This window comes from Mucilaginibacter jinjuensis (assembly GCF_028596025.1).
GTDB classification, from domain to species: domain Bacteria; phylum Bacteroidota; class Bacteroidia; order Sphingobacteriales; family Sphingobacteriaceae; genus Mucilaginibacter; species Mucilaginibacter jinjuensis.
Map to the genome: position 1 here is coordinate 6,130,275 of NZ_CP117167.1, position 20,003 is coordinate 6,150,277.

Annotated in this window: 21 protein-coding genes and 2 tRNA genes; 8 read left to right on the forward strand and 15 right to left on the reverse strand. The window is 39.9% G+C overall.

The annotated features are described in order from the left end of the window. Positions 1-25: 25 nt before the first annotated feature. From PQO05_RS26565 to PQO05_RS26615, 11 genes are all read right to left on the reverse strand, one after another. Complete coding sequence (locus PQO05_RS26565) at positions 26-952, reverse strand: relaxase/mobilization nuclease domain-containing protein (protein WP_273630550.1); 927 nt, start codon at positions 950-952, stop codon at positions 26-28. Next, positions 933-1,343, reverse strand: coding sequence for a plasmid mobilization protein (locus PQO05_RS26570; RefSeq protein WP_273630551.1), 411 nt, complete (start codon positions 1,341-1,343; stop codon positions 933-935). The genes PQO05_RS26565 and PQO05_RS26570 overlap by 20 nt, the downstream gene beginning before the upstream one ends. Positions 1,344-1,606: 263 nt before the next feature. Then, a complete protein-coding gene (locus PQO05_RS26575; RefSeq protein WP_273630552.1) occupies positions 1,607-1,870 on the reverse strand; it encodes a helix-turn-helix domain-containing protein in 264 nt (87 codons plus the stop codon). Then, positions 1,827-2,147 (reverse strand): helix-turn-helix domain-containing protein, encoded by a 321-nt coding sequence (locus tag PQO05_RS26580; protein ID WP_273630553.1) that lies wholly within the window; start codon positions 2,145-2,147, stop codon positions 1,827-1,829. The genes PQO05_RS26575 and PQO05_RS26580 overlap by 44 nt, the downstream gene beginning before the upstream one ends. 158 nt (positions 2,148-2,305) lie before the next feature. Then, complete coding sequence (locus PQO05_RS26585) at positions 2,306-3,070, reverse strand: hypothetical protein (RefSeq protein WP_273630554.1); 765 nt, start codon at positions 3,068-3,070, stop codon at positions 2,306-2,308. Positions 3,071-3,186: 116 nt separating this feature from the next. After that, complete coding sequence (locus tag PQO05_RS26590) at positions 3,187-3,840, reverse strand: ATPase (protein ID WP_273630555.1); 654 nt, start codon at positions 3,838-3,840, stop codon at positions 3,187-3,189. An 11-nt stretch (positions 3,841-3,851) separates the two neighbouring features. Then, the gene (locus PQO05_RS26595; protein ID WP_273630556.1) at positions 3,852-4,124 is read right to left on the reverse strand and encodes a hypothetical protein; all 273 of its coding nucleotides are present in this window, start codon (positions 4,122-4,124) and stop codon (positions 3,852-3,854) included. 55 nt (positions 4,125-4,179) lie between these two features. After that, positions 4,180-5,409 carry a site-specific integrase gene (locus PQO05_RS26600; RefSeq protein ID WP_273630557.1) on the reverse strand — a complete coding sequence of 410 codons (1,230 nt, stop codon included), beginning with the start codon at positions 5,407-5,409 and terminating at the stop codon, positions 4,180-4,182. A 309-nt stretch (positions 5,410-5,718) separates the two neighbouring features. Next, positions 5,719-5,792: transfer RNA gene (locus tag PQO05_RS26605), tRNA-Pro, on the reverse strand. 154 nt (positions 5,793-5,946) lie between these two features. Further along, positions 5,947-6,021 (reverse strand) — tRNA-Leu (locus PQO05_RS26610). A 134-nt stretch (positions 6,022-6,155) separates the two neighbouring features. Beyond that, a complete protein-coding gene (locus PQO05_RS26615) occupies positions 6,156-6,977 on the reverse strand; it encodes a 2OG-Fe(II) oxygenase (protein ID WP_273630558.1) in 822 nt (273 codons plus the stop codon). A 251-nt stretch (positions 6,978-7,228) separates the two neighbouring features. On the opposite strand from PQO05_RS26615, the gene PQO05_RS26620 reads away from it, so the two are divergent. Together PQO05_RS26620 and PQO05_RS26625 are read left to right on the forward strand one after the other, a co-directional pair. Further along, the gene (locus PQO05_RS26620; RefSeq protein ID WP_273630559.1) at positions 7,229-8,665 is read left to right on the forward strand and encodes a flippase; all 1,437 of its coding nucleotides are present in this window, start codon (positions 7,229-7,231) and stop codon (positions 8,663-8,665) included. Between the two features lie 3 nt (positions 8,666-8,668). Then, positions 8,669-9,565 (forward strand): glycosyltransferase family 2 protein, encoded by an 897-nt coding sequence (locus PQO05_RS26625; RefSeq protein WP_273630560.1) that lies wholly within the window; start codon positions 8,669-8,671, stop codon positions 9,563-9,565. On the opposite strand, the gene PQO05_RS26630 is transcribed toward PQO05_RS26625, so the two are convergent. Next, on the reverse strand, positions 9,566-9,988 hold the full coding sequence (locus PQO05_RS26630) for a hypothetical protein (protein WP_273630561.1): 423 nt from the start codon (positions 9,986-9,988) through the stop codon (positions 9,566-9,568). It lies immediately after the preceding gene. Between the two features lie 99 nt (positions 9,989-10,087). On the opposite strand from PQO05_RS26630, the gene PQO05_RS26635 reads away from it, so the two are divergent. The 4 genes from PQO05_RS26635 to PQO05_RS26650 are packed head-to-tail and all read left to right on the forward strand — an operon-like array spanning position 10,088 to position 14,827. Then, positions 10,088-13,408, forward strand: a complete 3,321-nt coding sequence (locus PQO05_RS26635) for a DUF4175 family protein (protein ID WP_273630562.1) — start codon at positions 10,088-10,090, stop codon at positions 13,406-13,408. A gap of 1 nt (position 13,409) precedes the next feature. Next, positions 13,410-13,832 (forward strand): ATP-binding protein, encoded by a 423-nt coding sequence (locus PQO05_RS26640; protein ID WP_273630563.1) that lies wholly within the window; start codon positions 13,410-13,412, stop codon positions 13,830-13,832. After that, complete coding sequence (gene ybeY / locus PQO05_RS26645) at positions 13,832-14,257, forward strand: rRNA maturation RNase YbeY (RefSeq protein ID WP_273630564.1); 426 nt, start codon at positions 13,832-13,834, stop codon at positions 14,255-14,257. Before PQO05_RS26640 ends, ybeY begins: the two co-directional genes overlap by 1 nt. Positions 14,258-14,314: 57 nt before the next feature. Next, positions 14,315-14,827, forward strand: coding sequence for a glutathione peroxidase (locus tag PQO05_RS26650; RefSeq protein ID WP_273630565.1), 513 nt, complete (start codon positions 14,315-14,317; stop codon positions 14,825-14,827). Positions 14,828-14,888: 61 nt separating this feature from the next. On the opposite strand, the gene PQO05_RS26655 is transcribed toward PQO05_RS26650, so the two are convergent. From PQO05_RS26655 to PQO05_RS26665, 3 genes are read right to left on the reverse strand one after another with little or no spacing between them, the layout of a single operon-like run. Then, entirely contained in the window at positions 14,889-15,692 is an 804-nt protein-coding gene (locus tag PQO05_RS26655) for an MlaD family protein (RefSeq protein ID WP_273630566.1), read from the reverse strand. Next, positions 15,689-16,480 carry an ABC transporter ATP-binding protein gene (locus PQO05_RS26660; RefSeq protein ID WP_174312644.1) on the reverse strand — a complete coding sequence of 264 codons (792 nt, stop codon included), beginning with the start codon at positions 16,478-16,480 and terminating at the stop codon, positions 15,689-15,691. The genes PQO05_RS26655 and PQO05_RS26660 overlap by 4 nt, the downstream gene beginning before the upstream one ends. After that, entirely contained in the window at positions 16,480-17,259 is a 780-nt protein-coding gene (locus tag PQO05_RS26665) for an MlaE family ABC transporter permease (protein ID WP_174312643.1), read from the reverse strand. Before PQO05_RS26665 ends, PQO05_RS26660 begins: the two co-directional genes overlap by 1 nt. 234 nt (positions 17,260-17,493) lie before the next feature. On the opposite strand from PQO05_RS26665, the gene PQO05_RS26670 reads away from it, so the two are divergent. Further along, on the forward strand, positions 17,494-18,147 hold the full coding sequence (locus tag PQO05_RS26670; RefSeq protein ID WP_273630567.1) for an NAD(P)H-binding protein: 654 nt from the start codon (positions 17,494-17,496) through the stop codon (positions 18,145-18,147). Then, positions 18,144-20,000 carry a ribosomal protection-like ABC-F family protein gene (gene abc-f, locus PQO05_RS26675; RefSeq protein WP_273630568.1) on the forward strand — a complete coding sequence of 619 codons (1,857 nt, stop codon included), beginning with the start codon at positions 18,144-18,146 and terminating at the stop codon, positions 19,998-20,000. Before PQO05_RS26670 ends, abc-f begins: the two co-directional genes overlap by 4 nt. Positions 20,001-20,003 lie beyond the last annotated feature (3 nt).

Below are 20,003 nucleotides of genomic sequence, written 5' to 3' on the forward strand. Positions count from 1 at the left end.
CTTTAAATAGTCCACTTCCTTATTTCTATCGAGAATTAATCCTGGGCTTCTTTTCTCTTCTGCGGTTTTTACCGTAAATAGCCTCATCATCAACGTCATCTGAAATGGAGATATCAGGGATAAAAGCTGGTAATATTTCGACCTGCTGTTCCTTAATAACTTGCCTTAATTGATCTGCCAGACTTAACGGAGCTTGTTGTGCTTGTGCCTGTTCATTGGCTTGCACCTGTTGACTAATTGCCTTGCTTAAATTGGCATAACTTAAACTACGGTCGATCTCTGATCCTTTGAACTTAGCATCACCTTTGGCAAAGCTAATGCCCTGCACTTCTTTACTACCGCTCTTGTATTTGTACAGCATCTCTATGCCATTCTGCTTTAAAAGCATTTTCAATTCATCCATGCTGGTAACCTTTTTACTGAGTGTCTTGATCGTATCATGCAATTCATATTTCAGCTTATCAGCCCCTTTAAGTTGTGGACGGTTTACATTGCGTTTGTCCGGTGCCATGTAAAATCCGTATTGCAAGGTGAGGGCTTTAGTGATCCTCACGTTATTTCGATACTGAAAAGCATCGGATATGGTTTTACCCTGATTATTAACCCGGTTGTAAACGATATGCAGATGAGGATGATCTTTATCCTGATGCTTGACGATCAGGACTTGTGTGTCTTGTATCTTCATCCGCTGCAAATACGTTTGGGCAATGTTCACCATCGCCCCATCATTTAATTTGTCAGCATCTTTGCTGCTCCAGCTTAGCACGATATGGCCAACTGCCTGGCCCAAGCCCGGATTTAACTTTCGCTGGAAATTGAAATCAGCAATGGTATCCGCTATCTTACCGGTACGGATGCCCTGGGCATCCAATATAACTGCATCCTTTTTTTGCAGGTTATATTCAATACAGCCTGCAAAAGTCTTTCCCGGTTTAGGTATCTTCCCGATCATCGCTTGTCAGCCGTTTAAGGATTTTGTCAATCTCTGTCAGCAGCGCATCGCACTTCAGGACGATACTCATTAACCCTTTAGCATGCGCTAACTTGGTGAGCTGATTGAGATTGTTGGCCAACCCGGCCAGTACATGATGGTACTGTCTTTCTTCAGCGGTTAGCCGTGCAATCACGGTTGCTTTTAATGCGGCTGCTCTGAACCAATCACTGATCCGCATATTCGCTTTCCGGGCTTTTGTCTCAACCAGAAAACGCTCGGTGGCAGTCACCCTTACCCTAATGCCAATAGCTTTTTTTATTTTTTTTGCCGGCCTGCCTCCACGGTTTCTTACTCGGGTGGTTGCGGATTTATTCCCTTTATTTCCTAAACTGTCCAATGTCTCATCCATAATCAAACTCCCTTCACTGAGGTAAATCAGTCCAACCTATCGTCTTAAATCCTTTTGCAACCAGCGGGCGCAAAAGGCAAGTTTGCCCGGTGCTGAAGGCATCCGGGATGTTTTTGTGGAACAAAAACACAAACTTGCTTCTTATCGGCAAATGACTTTGGTTAACGGCCTCCGGCCGGTATATTTAGATATACAGTTATACCGCAAGCGCTATGAAATACCGCTTTTTTCCAAAGCTTTGCCTCGGGTTTCGCAAGCGAAACCTATCTGATATTGCCCTCCAATAGCTTTTCGATATCTTCTGTTTTATAATAAAGCAGACCACCGATTTTAGTATAGTGAAGCGTTCCGTTAACTCTTAAATTCTGCAAGGTACCGGGCGATATGTTTAATAGCTTCCTTACCTCATAGCTTTTAAGCCACTGCTTGCTTTGTCCCTGGCCGGGTTTTAAGAGATGCTTCATCTCGGTTAACATCTCATTTTTAAACTGCTTTAAATCTTCCTTTGTGATTAATTCTACATTCATCTTTTCCTCCTTGATCTTTAAATTTTTGTTGCATGATTTCGAGCACCCGGCTCTTTTTAAAATATACCCGTTTGTGTAAGCGCAAAAAGGGCAGCCCCTTTTTCATCCAGTCTGTAAGCGTGACTAAGGACACGCCCAACTCCTCGGCCAGCTCCTGTTTGGATAACAGCCGCTCATCGTGCGGCGGGTATTTGCCTGCTCTAAAATGTTCTTGTAATTCTGCCCTGACTGCATCCCTGATACATTGGCTTAGGGCTTCGTAGTTGAGTAACTCCATGCCACAAATGAAAATATAAAAACAGCGCAAGCGTGACCTCCAAAAATTTAAAGGTCAAATTATAGTGGTTATGGAAAGGTTAAAGAGAAATATAATTAACTATAATACAAATAGTTATTAAATGGAGGGGTTTTACAAAAGATGGCAAGGGCGTATTTTTATAAACTTCTTTTCTTCGCCGGAATTATGGTAAATAGCTTGTCTTTTTGAGGTATGTCTTTATATTTAGCAAGGTCTGCATCATTATCAGGCGGGAAATAACGCTTTACGCTTTCAACACTGATTTCTTTGCCGCCTACTCTAAAGTACTTAGCAATCATTTTACTCCATATATTCAGGGTGGTAGCGTTTGCCAGTTCTTTACTATCGTCGAGTTTGAGTTCCCTGATCTGTAACATCAAATGATAGAGTGTTCGTTGCTTGCCCTCGCGAATGTCGATGTAGTCTTTAGTTTCCAATTCCCGGAGTTTCTTATTTTCTTCTTTAAGCTTTTTGTTTTCACTGTTCAGCTTTGCAATCTCTTCCAATTGGCGTTTTATGGTTTCTTGATCTGTAGACTGAATAAACCATTGGTCAATGGAGTTCAGATAATCCAAAAACTCTTGTAATTGCATTCGGTTTTTACGCTCCTGCGCATGCTTCGAGGTATAGCGGTTCCTGTTGACAAGTTCCGAAATAGTATCAGTGATAATCTGCTTAAGATGAATAAAAAACTCTTGTTCGGTAGCATCATTATAACAGCTTAAAAAGAAACTAAGTTGGTGTTGATAGAAAAGCTCGTATTGCTCTTTATTTTTCCTGTAAAGACGGAAAAGGAAATGATTGTCTTCATTTCCTTTTTTCCACGGCAATGGAAAGCCAATGTCGTTGGTGTCTCTATTGAAGTCGAATACAGCTCTATGCTTAAAATATTGTGGCCTCATATTGTTTAGGTAGTGCTTTTAAATAAAGCTACAAAACGATTGCCAAAATCAAAGCCCTACAATTTTGGTGTAGGGCTTTATATATGAATATATCTATAATACTTTGTCTTTGCTTATTAACGCCTTGGGCCTCTATATCTATCTTCATCCTGATCGCGGTCCAGATCGGGTTTAGTATACTGTCGGGCGATATTCTGAAGATAATTCTTCGTCCAGTCAGGTGAGTTTTCGTCATAATAAATCAACTGCTTATCTTGAACACTTAGTAATGACTTAATATGTAGTACATCATTTGAGACATCTATGACCTCAATATTATCAAACCTATTTGCAAAGTATTCCAAGTTCTTCAATCCTTTGTTGAAGTTATAACTAATGCTATTGTTGTCAACAAAATGGCCGCCATTTCTAACCCTTCGGTTAACACGATCCATAGATTGTTCAACGCTTCGTAAACACATATAAACCAAAGTGGTATCATAACTGGCTTCTTTGAAACGGGTTACGGTACTCAGCAATCCAGCATCCCTGAAATTGGTCTCCACAGTAAAATGTTGTCGCAACTTTAAAATTGCATCTATATTATCCAGGTAATCCTGCTCAATCGCGTAATAAATACTTTCATCCGGCAAGTCAGGGAATTTGGCTGATATTCGTGCCTTGACGATATCAGCATCATAAATAAGCGCACCTTCGGGTGATAGGTCTTTTGAAAAAGTAGACTTACCAGCACCATTAGGCCCGCCTATGATCAATAGTTGCGGGTTCATTGAGAATACGATTAAAGAATTTTAACGAAATGTGATTTGCCTTCTTTGTCGATGACAACCAATTCTTTCCTATCAGGAAATTCGTGGATCATGTGGCGCTCGTCGGGACAAAGATGCTCGTCGAAATAGGTGATATAATCTCCTTTTGACCATGCATCCTTTATAACAGAAATTGCAGTACCGTTAAGCCTTGCGGCCAATTCTTCTCCGGAAAGTTTAGCAACCGGTTTGGAACGTAAGTCATCATTAGTGGTGCTGCGCATGGTTCGCTGTAATGTGTTCATACAAAAATAATTAAAAAAAGTTAAAAATGCCGGGCGTTTGCCCAGCTTGAATATGTTAGACAGAAAGTCTTTGTTTTAAGAGATTCATATCATCATTAAGCTTACTATCAATGACTTTGGCATAAATCTGTGTAGTACTCAGCTTGGTGTGTCCAAGTAATTTGCTTACGGTTTCAATAGGAACACCGTTGGTCAATGTTACAGTCGTAGCAAACGTATGCCGGGCAATATGAAACGTGAGCGGTTTGAGAATATCACACAAATCGGCAATTTCCTTTAAATAGCTATTCAGCTTTTGATTGCTCAATGTAGGCAATACCTTGCCTTCTGCTAATGCCTGTGGATGAACCTTATATTTTTCAATGATGGCGAGTGCTTTTGGTAGCAACGGTACTTTTACAGGCTCATTAGTTTTTTGCCTGTTGGTCATAATCCAAAGATTACCGGCAGACATTTCTACAAGATTGTCAGGTGTTAAATTAAACACATCTATATACGCTAACCCTGTGTAGCAACTGAAAATGAAAAGGTCTTGAACGACCTGTAACCGTACAATGCTGAATTTCTTGACTTCGATCCTTACTAATTCGTCTTTTGTAAGATATTCCCGTTCCGCTTTGTCAAACTTTAACTGGTAAGCCTGAAATGGATTGCGGTCAAGCCATTCCAACCTGACAGCAAGGTTGATCATCTTGCACAGCCTTTCCAGGTGTTTCATTAAACCATTATTTTCCAAGGCCTTTTGGCCCTTTTCCGGTTTCCTGTTTCTCAGGTAGTATTCGAAATCAGTAATGAACTTATAGCTTAACTCTGACAGATATTTATCACTCGTATTAAAGCGCTCCCTAATAAACTCCTGAATATACTTCTGCGTTGTATAGTAGTTTTTCATAGTACCTGGTTCTAAAATCTGCCCCTGTTCGGTATTATGATATTCCATAAGCTTACATAAAGTGAACGCTGCCTGGTCTTCCCCGGTAAATTTATTTTTAACCAGCTCGGCTGTGATTAATCGTTTTTGCAACAGGAGTTGCTGATATGACTCCACAATGCCCGAACGGTATTGCTCTAAGTAGTTATTTAGTTTTACAATTTCTTCACGGCTTCCTTTTGCCATGCCTTTATTGGCATTCCAGTTACAAGGGTCAATAGAGCGTTTAACGGAAATGTCGATCCGGCTACCATTTACAGTAATCCTTGCATAGATCGGGGTTTTTCCATCAGTTGTGGCTTTATACTTTCTAAGGTAAAAGATAATGCCAAAGGTGTTGTTCGCTGCTTTCATATTGTCAATTATTAAGTTACAAATAGCATCAGATTGACGGTCTTTAGGAGCCTTTGAATTGGGGCACATTTACCCTTGTTCAAAAGGGCACCCTAAATGGTACTAAAAAACATCAAAATAAACTAAGTAATCAATTGACTATCAAATACTTAATATACTATTTATGCCCAAATATAAATTTAATAATTGGGGCACCGAATAGGGCACATTTTCCTTGATATAACTTGAATAAATTGGGCTGGAATAAAACAGAAAAGCCCTCAAATCATAGATTTAAGGGCTTTTTGATACTTAATGGTATCGCTTAAGTCGGGATGGCAGGATTCGAACCTGCGGCCTCCACATCCCAAATGTGGCGCGATACCGGGCTACGCTACATCCCGAATGGGCTGCAAAGATATAATTTACATCAGCTTTTGAAAATATATTTTTGATGTTTTTTGAGTTTAATGGCCGAAGTGACTGATTCTAAGTCTTTTCTTTTTTCATTCAGGCTTAAATAAAGAAAAAGGACCCGGATAATTGAATTAGAATTTGTCGGGATGGTGGGATTCGAACCCACGATCTTCCCGATCCTTATCGGGACAAGATACCGGGCTACTGTACATCCCGAAGAAAGATTACCGGATTTACTGTTGTATTAAACAGCTTGTTTAGATCTTGATTAATTAGGCAACCTTTTATTAAAACGAGATATATAAGGCGTTGTTTCTAACAACGCCTTATATATCACCTAAATGTTGATGTTATCTCAATATCTTTTTTGCTGCTTTAACCAAAATTGGCGGAACCAAATCAACCACAATGTCTTTAAAAGTAACTGGTTCTTTGCTTACATCATCTTTTACCCCAGCCCTGCCCTTAAATAAGGTAGCATGGGCTTTAGGATTAAGCTCGCTTTTGGGGCGGCCATTGGTATAGTAATATAAAGCCATTGATTTTCTGCTACGGTCTGCCGGGCAGGTTAATGGGTTTGGATGGCCGTGAAATGAATAATCGGTTGTAGAGAAAATGGCTACCCGGTTAAATATGGGTAACACTTTACGCTGGGCGGCGGTCATGTCTTTATCCCAAAGCTCAAAATGCCCACCGAAGCTTTCTTCCCAATCCTTGTTAAGATATACCAGGAGGTTAATACGGCGATCAAGCATGGTATCTTTATGCTTATTAAAATCTGCGTGTACTTTCAATAATCCGCCTGGTTTAATTTCGTGGTAGCCGCCACCATCAAAATACGGATCGGGCAGTAAAGTTTCTTTAATTCCCGTTAATTCCTGCAAAAACTGGAGCACAGGTTCAGAATTAAGATAATGCGCCAGCAGGCGGCCAGTCTCACTAAAATGTCGTTCTCCTTTTCCCTCTAATTTTTTTTCGTTCTGGTTATCGTATGCTTTAACGTCCTTCAGTTTAGAAAGATCAGGAAACTCTCCGGCCACTTTCTCCAACATTTCCTCATCAAAAAAATTATCAATTACAATATTGGGGAATGGTGAGGCATTAACATATTCGTTATGCTTTTCTCTTCCAAGTTGTACAATATCGGTTACAGATTTATTAAGGTAGATCATATTTTAGTTTATAACGCCAATTTATGCGAAGATAATTAAAAGCTAAAGTAGCATAATCAAATAAACATTTTATAACATCAAGATAATGCATACTAAATCGTTTTTGCTTGCAAAGAAGCTTTATACCAGTAAGCCAAGTCAAGGTTTCGTGCTATTTATGCGGTTAGCATCTTGGTGTTAGTAATTACAATAAAAACTAAAACTCTATCTTCGATGCTTTATACATATAAAGCAAATTGCCGAATTAAAAAATGGCCAAAAATTACTTTTATAATTTATTGCTTACACTGGCTAACCTGTTGTTTCCAATACTTAGCTTTCCTTATGTTTCGCGTGTTTTGGGGCCAGAGGGTATTGGCAGGGTGCAGTTTGTGTTTTCGTTCGCTTTATATTTTTCCATCATTGCCAGTATGGGTGTACCTATCTATGGCATGAAAGAAATTGCCCGTTATAAAGATGATATTAAAGGGCGGTCGAAGGTTTTTTCAGAGTTGATCTCTATTCATGCCTTAACCTGCATCAGCCTCGCGCTGATATACCTGGTTGTTATTTTCACCATTCCTTATTTCAGGCTCAATAAGAATATGTACCTGGTTGCAACCTTACTTATATTGCTCGGCTTTACCGCCATAGAGTGGGTGTTTAGTGGTATGGAGCAGTTTAAATCCATTGCCTTGCGCTCGGTATTATTTAAACTTATCGGGCTTGGTTTATTGTACACCTTTATTAAAGATCGGGCCGATTACCGCTTATACCTCTACATTATGATGTTCTCTTTTTTAGGGAACAATATATTAAGCTTGTTCCTCATCCGCAGTAAAATTAAACTCACATTTAAAGATCTACAGCTACGTAAACATATCATGCCCCTGTTATTTATATTGGGCACCACACTGGCTGCAAGCATGTACACCGAAATGGATACCGTATTGCTCGGCTTTTTATCAAATGATAAAACAGTGGGGTTATATACTGCAGCTGTTAAACTCAGCAAAATTGCTATTCCATTTGTAACCTCAATGGGTGTTATACTAATGCCTAAAATAGCAAAGGATTTCGCCGATAAAAACTTTACACAAGTACAGGACACCTTAAATCAGACATTTAGGTTTTTGATGTTTTTTGCCATCCCTGTTGTTTTTGGATTGGCTTTACTGGCCCCCGAGTTTATTTCTCTTTTTTCGGGAAAGGAGTTTTTGCCGGCCACGCTGAGCATGCGCATCCTTTCTGTACTGCCGCTTATTATTGGCCTGGGCCACATGTTTTTGTTTTTGATACTGGTACCCGCAGGCAAAAACAGGGAAATGTTTTTATGTGTACTTGGCGGTCTAATAACCAGCCTGATCCTCAATGTATTGTTAACGCCGTGTTTTCACGAGGTAGGCTCATCAATTGCCAATATCGGTTCAGAAGTTATGGTTACCGGGCTATACTTTTACTTTATTAAAAAATATTTCACGTTTAAATACGAGTGGCCATTGGTTTTAAAATCGGTATTAAGCGCTTTAATATTTATCCCGGTTATATGGTTGGCACATTATATGGCTTTACCGTTGATTTACACGCTCATTATTTCTATAGTGGGTTGCGCTTTAAGCTATATCGGTTTGCAGTTATTCATATTCCGCAATAATTTTGTGTTTAGTCTTCTCGATTTTGTGAAGGCAAAATTTTCTAAAGCAGAATAGTTGATGAAAATCTCTGTAGTTATGGCAACCTATAATGGCGAAAAATATTTGGAACAGCAGATCCAATCTATCCTGAACCAAAGCCTACCCCCTTCCGAATTTATTGTGTGCGATGATTGCTCTACAGACGGAACCGTTGCCATACTCGAAAAATACGCACAACAGCATAAACTCCGTTATGTAGTAAATGATCATCAGCTTGGCTTGGTGGCCAATTTCAAAAAAGCAGTTGCGTTAGCAGATGATGCAAATTATATTGCCCTGTCAGACCAGGACGATGAATGGTTGGTAGATAAGTTGGAAAAATCGGCAGCACTAATGCAGCAAATTGATGATCCTCAAATTCCCTGCATGGTTTACACAGATTTGATACTGGTTAACCAACATGATGAGGTATTGAACCCTTCTTTTCGTAATGAACGCGGGCAACATCACTACCAGCACAATCTGGAGACCTTGTTTTTCAGCAACTTTGTTAACGGCTGTGCATCACTTATTAACCCGGAACTAAAACGCCGCTTTGCCGAAATTCCGGATGATGTTCTGCTAAATCACGATGTGTGGATGGCCTTAACTGCGCTTACTTTCGGTAAAGCCGAATACCTCCCATTACCCCTCGTTAAATACCGTAAGCACGAAAATAACGTAAGCATAAGCGGTAATGTAAAACCCAAAAACAAATACCGAAGCGCTTTTAAAGAGCTATTGGTTTCGGTAAAAGGCAAAAAGGATTATCTCTCAGCCGAGTTTATAACCACCCGTCGGTTTTATAATCGTTTTAGTAATGATATGACAGCTAATAAAAAGCAGGCCTTTAAAAACTTCTTAGCCTTACAACAAAAGCCTTATATCATTAAAAAACTGGCCTACAGAAACACGTTGAAGAAATATAAATTCTAATTATAACATTTTTTTGCATTGGGCAATCAGGCCTGTCTCGTCATAAATAAACAGATCTCCATTTTTGCCAACCATGTAAATTTCGTTCGGGCGGTCAACGCTGATGTATTTGTTCCCGCTTGCTTTTAATTGCGATGCGCCTGGTGCAATACGAGGGTTATCATCAATATCCAGTTTCTTTTCGGTAAAAGTAATTACCTGGATAAAGGTTTTTTTACCCTGGCTTACCAGTTCATAGGCAACCTGATCCCCTTTTTCGGTTTTAATTTCCTGATCTAACCAAACACCTATTAAATAGGTGCTATCTGTTTTTACAACTGTATCTTTTTTAACAGAAGCAGCCTCAGTTGTACTTGTATGTTGCTTGCACGATGCTATGGCTAGGCCAACAGCAACGGCCATTATGATAATTCCGTTCTTCATAGCCTGCAAATATAGGCACTAACAATTAAGCTGATGGTCACAATTACCGCCATATCGAAAACGTTATAACAAAAATTAGTATTTTTATTTTTTCGATACATGTACCAAAGTGGCAATTACCATTTACTGATAGAAAAAATAGATGTATTTATCCGCCGGTATTACATCAATAAATTGTTGCGCGGTATTATTTTCTGGGCGGCCGTTCTATTTACCGGTTACATTGTTGCAACCCTCAGCGAGTACCTAGGCCACTTTACCACCTTTTTCCGGACGCTGATTTTTTACGGTTTCATTCTGTTAAACCTCATAATTATTGTGCGCCTGGTATTGCCGCCGTTACTGGCTTATTTAAACCTGGGCAATACCATAACCCACCACCAGGCCGCCGAAATTATTGGCCGGCATTTTACAGAGGTACAGGATAAATTGTTGAACACGCTTCAGCTTAAAGTTTTGGCCGATGAAAATCCACTACACAGGCAGCTGATAGAAGCCAGCATCGACCAAAAAATAGAAACACTACGCCCGGTACGTTTCCCAACTGCGGTTGATTTGCATGAAAATGTGAAACAACTGAAATGGGTACTGGCTCCGGCAGCGTTAATCCTTATCCTGGCACTGGTTGCCCCAGCAATTTTAACTGAAGGCACTCGCAGGCTCATTAAGCATAACGAATACTTTGCGCCTGTTGCTCCTTTCAAATTCGTGGTATTAAATAATAAGCTTTCTGCCACACAGGGCGAAGATTTTAAGCTGCAACTTAAATTAACCGGGGATCAATTACCTTCGTCTGTTTACATAGAAACAGACGATCATACTTTTAAACTCGATAAACAAAGCATCAGTAGTTTTAGCTATCAGTTTACCAATCTGCAACATAGCACCACATTTCACTTAAGCGGCGGCGGTTATAGTTCTGATAAATATCAAATCATTATCAATGCGCGGCCATCGCTTTTACATTTTGATGCTGCTCTTACCTACCCTGCTTACCTACATAAACAAAATGAAGTAATTAGCAATGCCGGAGATTTAACCATCCCGACAGGTACCATAGTAAACTGGAAACTTCATACCCAACATGCCGACGCTTTACTTTTTGCGGTGAATGGCAATGTGCATCAGCTTAAACCTTCGGCAAATGATGTATTTACTTATAGCGAGCGGATTTTAAAACCTTCCGCCTATTCACTGAAACCCATTAATGAACAGGTGAGTAAGTCAGATTCTACCGGTTACCATATCAATGTTATTGCCGACGAAGCACCGGTTATCACCACTACCGAAAAACAGGATTCGGTAAGCATGAAAGCCTTATACTTCAATGGAAAAATTCAGGACGATCATGGCTTTAGTTCATTACGTTTTCATTATACCGTAAAATCGGCAGATCAAAACAGTAAGGTTGTTTCCTATTCGCAGTCCGTTAAGGCCGATTTAAGTCATACACAATCAGACTTTTTTTACTTCTGGAATTTAAAGGATCTGAAAGCCAAACCAGGCGATCATATCAACTATTATTGTGAAGTAGCTGATAATGACGCAGTAGCAGGTCCAAAATCGGCGCGCACACCAGAGAAAGAGTTGGATATGCCAACCGAACAGCAAATTGCCAATGAGTTGAACAACGGCACGCAACAGGTTAAGCAAAAAATGGAATCGGCAGCTAAACTGGCAGCGCAATTGGAGCGCGAGGCGCAGCGCTTAAACCAAAACCTGTTAAATAAATCATCCCTCACTTTTGATGAGAAGAAACAGGTAGAAGATCTCCTCCAAAAAAGAAAAGATCTGAATGATTTAGTAAAAGAGGTGCAGGACGAGAATAAGAAGAACCTGTATAATCGCCAGCAAAATCAGCAGCAGAGCCAGCAGGTAACCGAGATGCAGAACCAGATGGATAAGTTGCTGCAAAACCTGCTCGACCCAAAAACCCAGCAAATGCTGCAAGCTTTACAAGAGATGCTGCAACAGCAACAAAAAGATGGCACCCGCGAACAGCTTTCGCAAATGCAGAACGATAATAAATCTCTGAAAAAAGAGCTTGACCGGATGCTGGAACTCTATAAAAAAATGGAGTTCGATCAGAAACTGAACCAAAATATTAACCAGTTGAACCAACTGGCCGATCAACAACAAAAGCTTGCTGACCAGGCACAACAGCAGGGGGCCAACAAACAAGATTTACTGCAACAACAGCAAAAAGTTAAGCAGGATTTTCAGGATATAAAAAAATCTTTGGATGACCTTAAAAAATCAGCCGAACAAATAGAAAATCAGCCTAAATTAGATGACCCAAAAAAGGATGCTGACCAAATAGATCAGCAGATGGATAAAAGCTCGGATGAGCTAAACAAAAATAACATGCAAAAAGCGGCCAAATCGCAAAAAGACGCGGCGCAGCAAATGCAGCAATTAAGTAAAAAACTAAAACAGGATAACGAAGAGCAAGAGGGCGAAGAAACAAATTTAAGTGCACAGCAATTGCGCGAGTTACTTAAAAATCTGGTAAACAGTTCATTCGATCAGGAAAAATTGATGCAAACGTTCAGGTCAACCAGCGCATCAGACCCTAATTATGTCACCCTTTCGCAACAACAAAAAGATATAAAAGACAATTTAAAAACAGCCGAAGACAGCCTTTATTCATTAAGCAAGCGGGTTCCGCAAATACAATCAACAGTAAATGAAGAAATTAGCTCTATTAATGATCATATTAATAAAGCAATTGATAATTTAGGGGACCGAAGAACGGCAGAAGCTAACAAGAACCAGCAGTATGCCATGACTTCGATGAACAACTTGGCACTAATGTTGAATGAAGTCCTCGACCAATTGCAAAACGCGATGAAAAATGCAAAAGGTGGCAAGGGGAAGTCAAAGCAAAGTTTGCAGCAGTTAAGCCAGATGCAGCAGCAATTGAATAATAATATGCAGAAAATGCGTGATCAATTGCAGCAGGGAAACCCGGGACAAAGCCAGCAGCAAAGCCAAAGCGAGCAACTGGCACGTATGGCCCGGCAACAGCAAATGATTAGGCAGGCGGTTGAACAGTACAACAGAAATGAACTAAAAGACGGGAAAAACGGTACAGGAAATTTGGATAAAATTGCAAAACAAATGGAACAAACCGAAAATGATCTCGTAAACAGACGTATTAGTGAGGAATCACTGAAAAGGCAACAGCAGATCCAGACCCGGTTACTTGAGGCAGAGAAGGCAGAACAGGAACGTGAGCAGGATAAGCAACGACAAAGTACGGCGGGTAAAGATATACCTCCCGGCTATATAAAGGCGTTGCAGAACTATCAGCAGCTAAAAGTAAAGCAAACAGAACAGTTGAAAACTGTATCTCCGGACCTGAACCTGTACTATAAACAAAAAGTTAAAAAATATTTTGACCAATTAAATGGTAAATAGTATGCAAGAGGCCAATATTGGAGCCACGAAACTTTATACTTTACAGCTTCCATCGAAACCTGAAAGTATAGTTGAACTGGAAAATTTGATTGAAGATATCGCAGATACTTATCAAATAAGTGATGATACCTTTGCCAATATGATGACCTGTTTAAATGAGGTGGTAATGAATGCCATTGTACATGGCAACAAGATGGATGAGAACAAAAAGGTAATTGTAAACGCCGAGATAGACCACAAACGTATTATGTGGACCATTACCGACGAGGGAGATGGCTTTGATTATAATAACCTGCCCGACCCTACCGCCGAGGAGAATTTAGAAAACCTAACCGGCCGTGGCGTTTTTATTGTTAAACAATTATCAGATCAGTGTATCTTTAACGCCTCGGGAAACGAGGTTGAATTACACTTTAAGATATAATGCCCGCAATAAATTTTTTTCAGGAAGAGGTTAGCTTTACATTAAAAGATAAGCTGAAGCTAAAAAAGTGGATTAAAGAAACTATTGAGGCCGAAGGCTACAAACTGCAAGAACTTAACTACATCTTTTGCTCGGACGAGTATTTGCTGCAAATGAACCAGCAATACCTTGATCATGATACACTTACCGATATTATAACTTTCGATAATTCTGAAACGCCAGGTAAAATTGTAGGCGATATATTTATTTCTATTGAACGCATTAGAGAAAACGCGGAGAAGTTTAATGTAACAGAAACCCGCGAGCTACAGCGCGTTATTATTCATGGCACTTTACACCTGCTGGGCTACCCAGATAAAAAGCCTGCCGAAAAAAAGGTGATGACAGAAAAAGAAGACTTTTATCTGAATAATATTACTTTTTAAATAGTTTACTTTGTATTAGTAAAACACTAATACCCAACAAACCAACTATTAAAAACTATGAAAACATTAGCACTATTTCTAGGCTTGCTATTTTTTGCTGCCCCAACTTCGGTTTACACATTTAAATTGAAAAGCATTGATGGCGGTGCGCTTTCACTGGCCAAATATCGCGGCAAAAAAATCCTGATCGTAAATACTGCCTCTAAATGCGGCTTTACTAAACAGTACAAAGATCTGGAAACACTTTCTGAGCAATACAAAGACAAATTAGTAGTAGTCGGTTTCCCGGCTAATAACTTTGGTGGTCAAGAGCCTGGTACAGAGCAAGATATTAAAACGTTTTGCCATGATAATTTTAACGTAACTTTCCCGATGAGCGGTAAGGTTAGTGTTTTAGGTTTAGATATTGATCCGTTATTTCAATACTTAACCACCGCACCAAACCCTGATTTTACAGGTGATATTAAATGGAACTTCGAGAAATTTTTGATCGACGAAAATGGTAAACTAATTCACCGTTACCGCTCGCAAACTACTCCGCTTGATCCAAGCATCACCAAAGCATTATAATATGCTGCTTTTAATCGCAACAAAAAAGGACGCCTGAGTGGGCGTCCTTTTTTGTTTAGTGCTATTGTTGGTTGGCTTTATCCTTTTCTTTCTGTGCCTTAATAGCTGCGTCTGCTTTTTTGGTAGAATCCCTTTTAGCCTGCTTTTGCACTTTTTTAAGCGAATCCTGTTTTGCCTTTTCCTTCTTTTTAAAAAACCCTCTTAACAAGAAGTTATTTTGAGCTGCCTTTAAATCCTCATGCAGCGTAACAGTACTCGCATTTACGTTTTTAACCGTCTTATGGGCATCTTCAATGGTACCTTCCATATCGCGGGCCATTTTATCGTTATGTAATAAGCGGCCCAATGTACCCTTGCCCTGGTTTACATCTTCAAATATGCCGCTTAAGCTACCTGATATTTTTTCGGCATTATCAGCGACCCTGGTCAGTTTAGCGATGATCTTGTCTACATCAACCGGGTTAACAGCAGTTAATTGGCCGCCATCATTAATTATTTCGTGGCTGGCTATCCCGCCCGGGCTAATAACAATCAATTTATCGCCCATTAATCCATCGCTGCCTATGCTCAATTTAGCATCTTTTTTAATGAATTTTTTAACGTTGTTGTTCAGAGTTAAATCTACCTTAACGGTACTGTCTGATACAATGTTAATGTCTTGTACCACACCAACATTTATACCGGCAAAACGTACGTTGTTGCCAACCATTAAACCGTTCACGTTTTTAAAGGTTCCGTTAACTTTAAAGGTTGAACTGAACATGCTCTTCTGATTCCCGATCAGAAATATGGCTAAAAACAGTACAACAAGCCCAATCACTACAAACAGGCCTATTTTTATTTTCTGGGAAGATGTGGTTCTCATATCGTATCGCTAAAAAAAGATTTTACTAATTCATTATCACTTTTCTGAAGTTCTTCAAACGTGCCTTCAGCTATGTATACACCATCTTCCATTATCACAATATGGTCTGCAGTTATTTTGGCGCATTCCATATCGTGGGTAATAATGATGGACGATGTTTTATATTTCTTCTGTACTTTCAATATCAGCTCGCTAATCTCTCGCGAGGTTATGGGGTCGAGACCTGTTGTAGGCTCATCATACAGCATAATCTCCGGGTTTACCACCAGTGTCCGTGCCAAACCAATTCTTTTGCGCATCCCGCCCGATAGGTCAGACGGCATTTTATCGCCTGCATCAGGCAATCCTACGCCTTCTAAGGCTTCTTTTATGCGTTTATCTATATCTGCCTGGTCTTTGAGCTTTAAAACCCTTGTAAGTGGAAATTCGAGGTTTTCTTTAACCGTCATAGAGTCATATAGCGCTGCACCCTGGAAAAGGAAGCCTATCTTTGTCCGTAGTTCTTTCAGCTCTTTATCATTAAGCTCGGGCACTTCCTTACCGAATACTTTTACGGAGCCGCCATCCGGTATCAGCATCCCTACAATACATTGTATGGTAACAGATTTACCCTCGCCAGACCGGCCCAGTACAACCAGGTTTTCGCTCTTACGCACCAACAGGTTAATATCTGTAAGTACCTTTTTATCACCGAATGATTTCTGCAGGTCTGTAATCTCAATTACAATCTCGCCTTTAGCATCGCGGTTTAGGTCGTCGTTTTCAATATGGTCTTTTTCTTTTTCCATTACTTGCTATAAAATAAAATGGTGCTGATCTGTACCACAATCATGTCAATAAAAAAGATCCATAACGATGCCGTAACTACTGCCGAATTTGCTGCAATACCAACACTCTCAGTCCCCTTGTTGGAGTTATAACCTTTATAACAGCCCACAAAGCCAATAGCAAAGCCGAAGAATACGCTTTTAATCAGAGCAGGTAAAAAGTCGGTAAAATCTAAGGCCGCTATACATTTATTGAAATAGAGGAAAAAACTCATTTTATCGGTAAGTGTAACCGCCAGGTAGCCGCCCAGTAAGCCAATAACATCGCCCATTAATGATAATAGCGGCACCATTAAGCTCGTAGCCAGTATGCGTGTAACTACCAGGTATTGCATGGGGTTGGCGCCCGATACGTCCATGGCATCTATTTGCTCGGTTACCTTCATGCTGCCCAGCTCGGCACCAATACTCGATGCTATTTTACCGGCACAGATTATAGCCGTAATTACCGGGCCTATTTCCCTTATGAATGATACCGATAAAGTTTTAGGCAACATACTTGCCGCACCAAATGATACCATGGTAGGCCTTAGCTGTAATATGAGTACCAGCCCCATAATAAATGAGGTAATGCCCACCAATGCAAATGAGCGGTAACCGATCTCATAACACTGCCGTACAAACTCCGACCATTCGAAGCCCCCGGAAAATATATTTCTCAAAAATCCCGTAAAAAAAACGCCCTGGTCTCCTACCGAGTCCAGCCATCTTTTCCATGCGGGTAATACTTGTTCTGCCATTACTTGCTGTTATTTAGTTTCATTGTACAACTGTTGGTTCTAAATTGTTTTTTGGTTCAAATATTTGTCCTGTAAGTAGTACAAATGCATTGGTTTTACTTAAAGCAAACACAGCAAGGTTTTGTTTCAACACGTAGATAAACAATTGTTTGTCATGTTTTTACCCACGATTTGTTTCATAACTAAGGGCTTAACCTAAACCACACTTGTTTTTCATACTTTTGTATATATTATATGAGAAAAGCTATTATAGCGGGTGCAACAGGCCTGATAGGGAGCGAATTATTAAAAATATTACTTGAATCATCTGATTATCAAGAAGTTATTTCTATATCCCGTCGTGAAATTCCTGTACAGCATAAAAAGCTGGTTCAGTTGATCATCAATTTTGATGAGTTGGAAAAATATACCCATGCCTTAGAAGGTGATGTGATTTTTTGCTGCTTAGGTTCAACCCGAAAGAAAACTCCTGATTTGAGCGTGTACCGTATGATAGATCATACCTATCCGCTGCTACTGGGGCAAATAGCAAAGGCAAACGCCATCAAACAATATCATTTGGTATCAGCTATTGGGGCTAATGCCAACAGTTCTAACTTTTATACCAAGATGAAAGGTGAAACCGAAGCAGACCTTGCGCATTTAAACCTGCCTTGCCTGCACATTTACCAACCATCCATTTTAACCGGCGACCGCAAGGAATCTCGCCCGTTAGAGAAATTTTCTATCGCTGTAATGAAAGTGTTTAACCCACTTCTGTTCGGCAGTTTAAAAAAGTATAGAAGCATCCCGGCTGCTACCGTAGCCAGTGCCATGTATAAACAATCATTAAAGCCAGAGAAAGGCTTATATATCCATCCATCAGATCATATTAAAAATTTAGCGTGAGTACATATTTATCAGGTGAAAACCTTGGCCATTCTTATCATGACCGCTGGCTGTTCCGCAATATTACCATAGGCATTAACCGCGGTCGCCGCGTTGCCTTAGTGGGTATTAACGGTGCCGGAAAATCTACCCTATTAAAAATTTTAGCCGGAGAACTGAACCCTGTTGAGGGCAAAGCCGTACGTGCAAAAGATCTGAATGTAAGTTACCTTAACCAGGATCCTAAGTTTGAGAAGGACTATACCATCAGCGACTTTATCTTCAATGCGGAGAACAAACAACAGCAACTGATTAAACAGTACGAAGAGCTGGTAGAAAGTGACCCTGAAAATTATGACGCCATTAATAAACTGGCCGAAGAATTAAGTGAAGCCGATGCCTGGGCTTACGAATATGAGATCAAACAGATTTTAGGTCGATTAGATATTCACCATTTAAATCAGAAGATAGATACGTTATCAGGTGGTCAGAAAAAACGTTTAGCCCTTGCTGCCCTACTGATCCAAGACCCGGAGGTTTATTTGTTAGATGAGCCTACCAACCATTTGGATATTGATACCATTGAGTGGCTTGAAAAAATGCTAACTAGCAGTGGTAAAACTATTGTGATGGTTACGCACGATAGATACTTTCTGGATAACGTATGTAACGAAATCATCGAGATAGATAATGGCAAGCTTTTCCCATACAACGGCAACTACCAATACTACCTGGAGAAGAAAGCCGAGCGTGAAGCATCAGATGCATCAACTTTCCAAAAGAATACCAACCTTCTGAAAAAGGAACTGGAGTGGATGCGCCGTATGCCGCAAGCACGTGGTACCAAATCAAAGGCTCGCCAGGATGCTTTTTATGATTTGGAAGAAAGGACCAAGAAAACCACCCATGATAAAGTACAATTAAGTTTAAAAACTTCGCGCCAGGGAAATAAGATCATCGAGATAGATCATCTTACCAAATCATTTCAGGGCCGTAAGGTTATTGATGATTTTAACTATGTATTTAAAAAAGGCGACCGTATTGGTATTGCCGGTAAAAATGGTAGCGGTAAATCAACCTTACTGAATTTGCTTACTGCTAACATTCTGCCAGACTCGGGTGAAGTTGCCAAAGGCGAAACTACCGTGATGGGATACTTTCATCAGGGCGGTATTACCTTTAAGGATGATGAGCGCGTGATTGACATTGTAAAAAATGTAGCTGAGTTTATCCCGATGGCCGATGGTAAAACCATTACTGCATCGCAATTGCTTACTCAGTTCCTTTTCCCTCCTATTAAACAGTTTGGTTTTGTTACTAACCTGAGTGGTGGTGAAAAGAAACGTTTGCAATTGATGCGCATCCTGATGCAGAACCCTAACTTTTTGATACTGGATGAGCCAACCAATGATTTAGATATTGATACCCTGAATGTACTCGAAGAGTTTTTAATGAATTATACTGGTGTGCTATTATTGGTATCGCACGATAGGTATTTGTTAGATAAACTGGTTGACCAGTTATTCATCTTAGACGGAACTGGTCAAGTAAATATCTATAATGGCAACTACTCTTCTTGGCGTATTGATGTAGATGAAGCTAAAGCAGATGCAAAGAAAGCACCTGTAGCTGCTCCTGTTCAGGCTAAACCTGTAGAAGTTAAAAACAAGAAAAGCTTTAAAGAATTAAAGGCCATTGAGGATTTAGAAAAAGAAATAGCCGCTATTGAGACTGAAATAAAACAGCATACTGTTACGTTAAACTCTGGTAGTTTAAACCATGAGCAATTAACCGAAACAGCAAGGCTAATACAACAACTAACAGACAAGCTTGATGAGCAATCATTAAAGTGGCTGGGGCTTTCTGAAAACTAATTA

Coding starts and splice junctions, on each gene's coding strand:
- PQO05_RS26565 (WP_273630550.1), bottom strand. CDS start 952: ATGATCGGGAAGATACCTAAACCGGGAAAGACTTTTGCAGGCTGTATT.
- PQO05_RS26570 (WP_273630551.1), bottom strand. CDS start 1,343: ATGGATGAGACATTGGACAGTTTAGGAAATAAAGGGAATAAATCCGCA.
- PQO05_RS26575 (WP_273630552.1), bottom strand. CDS start 1,870: ATGAATGTAGAATTAATCACAAAGGAAGATTTAAAGCAGTTTAAAAAT.
- PQO05_RS26580 (WP_273630553.1), bottom strand. CDS start 2,147: ATGGAGTTACTCAACTACGAAGCCCTAAGCCAATGTATCAGGGATGCA.
- PQO05_RS26585 (WP_273630554.1), bottom strand. CDS start 3,070: ATGAGGCCACAATATTTTAAGCATAGAGCTGTATTCGACTTCAATAGA.
- PQO05_RS26590 (WP_273630555.1), bottom strand. CDS start 3,840: ATGAACCCGCAACTATTGATCATAGGCGGGCCTAATGGTGCTGGTAAG.
- PQO05_RS26595 (WP_273630556.1), bottom strand. CDS start 4,124: ATGAACACATTACAGCGAACCATGCGCAGCACCACTAATGATGACTTA.
- PQO05_RS26600 (WP_273630557.1), bottom strand. CDS start 5,409: ATGAAAGCAGCGAACAACACCTTTGGCATTATCTTTTACCTTAGAAAG.
- PQO05_RS26615 (WP_273630558.1), bottom strand. CDS start 6,977: ATGATCTACCTTAATAAATCTGTAACCGATATTGTACAACTTGGAAGA.
- PQO05_RS26620 (WP_273630559.1), top strand. CDS start 7,229: ATGGCCAAAAATTACTTTTATAATTTATTGCTTACACTGGCTAACCTG.
- PQO05_RS26625 (WP_273630560.1), top strand. CDS start 8,669: ATGAAAATCTCTGTAGTTATGGCAACCTATAATGGCGAAAAATATTTG.
- PQO05_RS26630 (WP_273630561.1), bottom strand. CDS start 9,988: ATGAAGAACGGAATTATCATAATGGCCGTTGCTGTTGGCCTAGCCATA.
- PQO05_RS26635 (WP_273630562.1), top strand. CDS start 10,088: ATGTACCAAAGTGGCAATTACCATTTACTGATAGAAAAAATAGATGTA.
- PQO05_RS26640 (WP_273630563.1), top strand. CDS start 13,410: ATGCAAGAGGCCAATATTGGAGCCACGAAACTTTATACTTTACAGCTT.
- ybeY (WP_273630564.1), top strand. CDS start 13,832: ATGCCCGCAATAAATTTTTTTCAGGAAGAGGTTAGCTTTACATTAAAA.
- PQO05_RS26650 (WP_273630565.1), top strand. CDS start 14,315: ATGAAAACATTAGCACTATTTCTAGGCTTGCTATTTTTTGCTGCCCCA.
- PQO05_RS26655 (WP_273630566.1), bottom strand. CDS start 15,692: ATGAGAACCACATCTTCCCAGAAAATAAAAATAGGCCTGTTTGTAGTG.
- PQO05_RS26660 (WP_174312644.1), bottom strand. CDS start 16,480: ATGGAAAAAGAAAAAGACCATATTGAAAACGACGACCTAAACCGCGAT.
- PQO05_RS26665 (WP_174312643.1), bottom strand. CDS start 17,259: ATGGCAGAACAAGTATTACCCGCATGGAAAAGATGGCTGGACTCGGTA.
- PQO05_RS26670 (WP_273630567.1), top strand. CDS start 17,494: ATGAGAAAAGCTATTATAGCGGGTGCAACAGGCCTGATAGGGAGCGAA.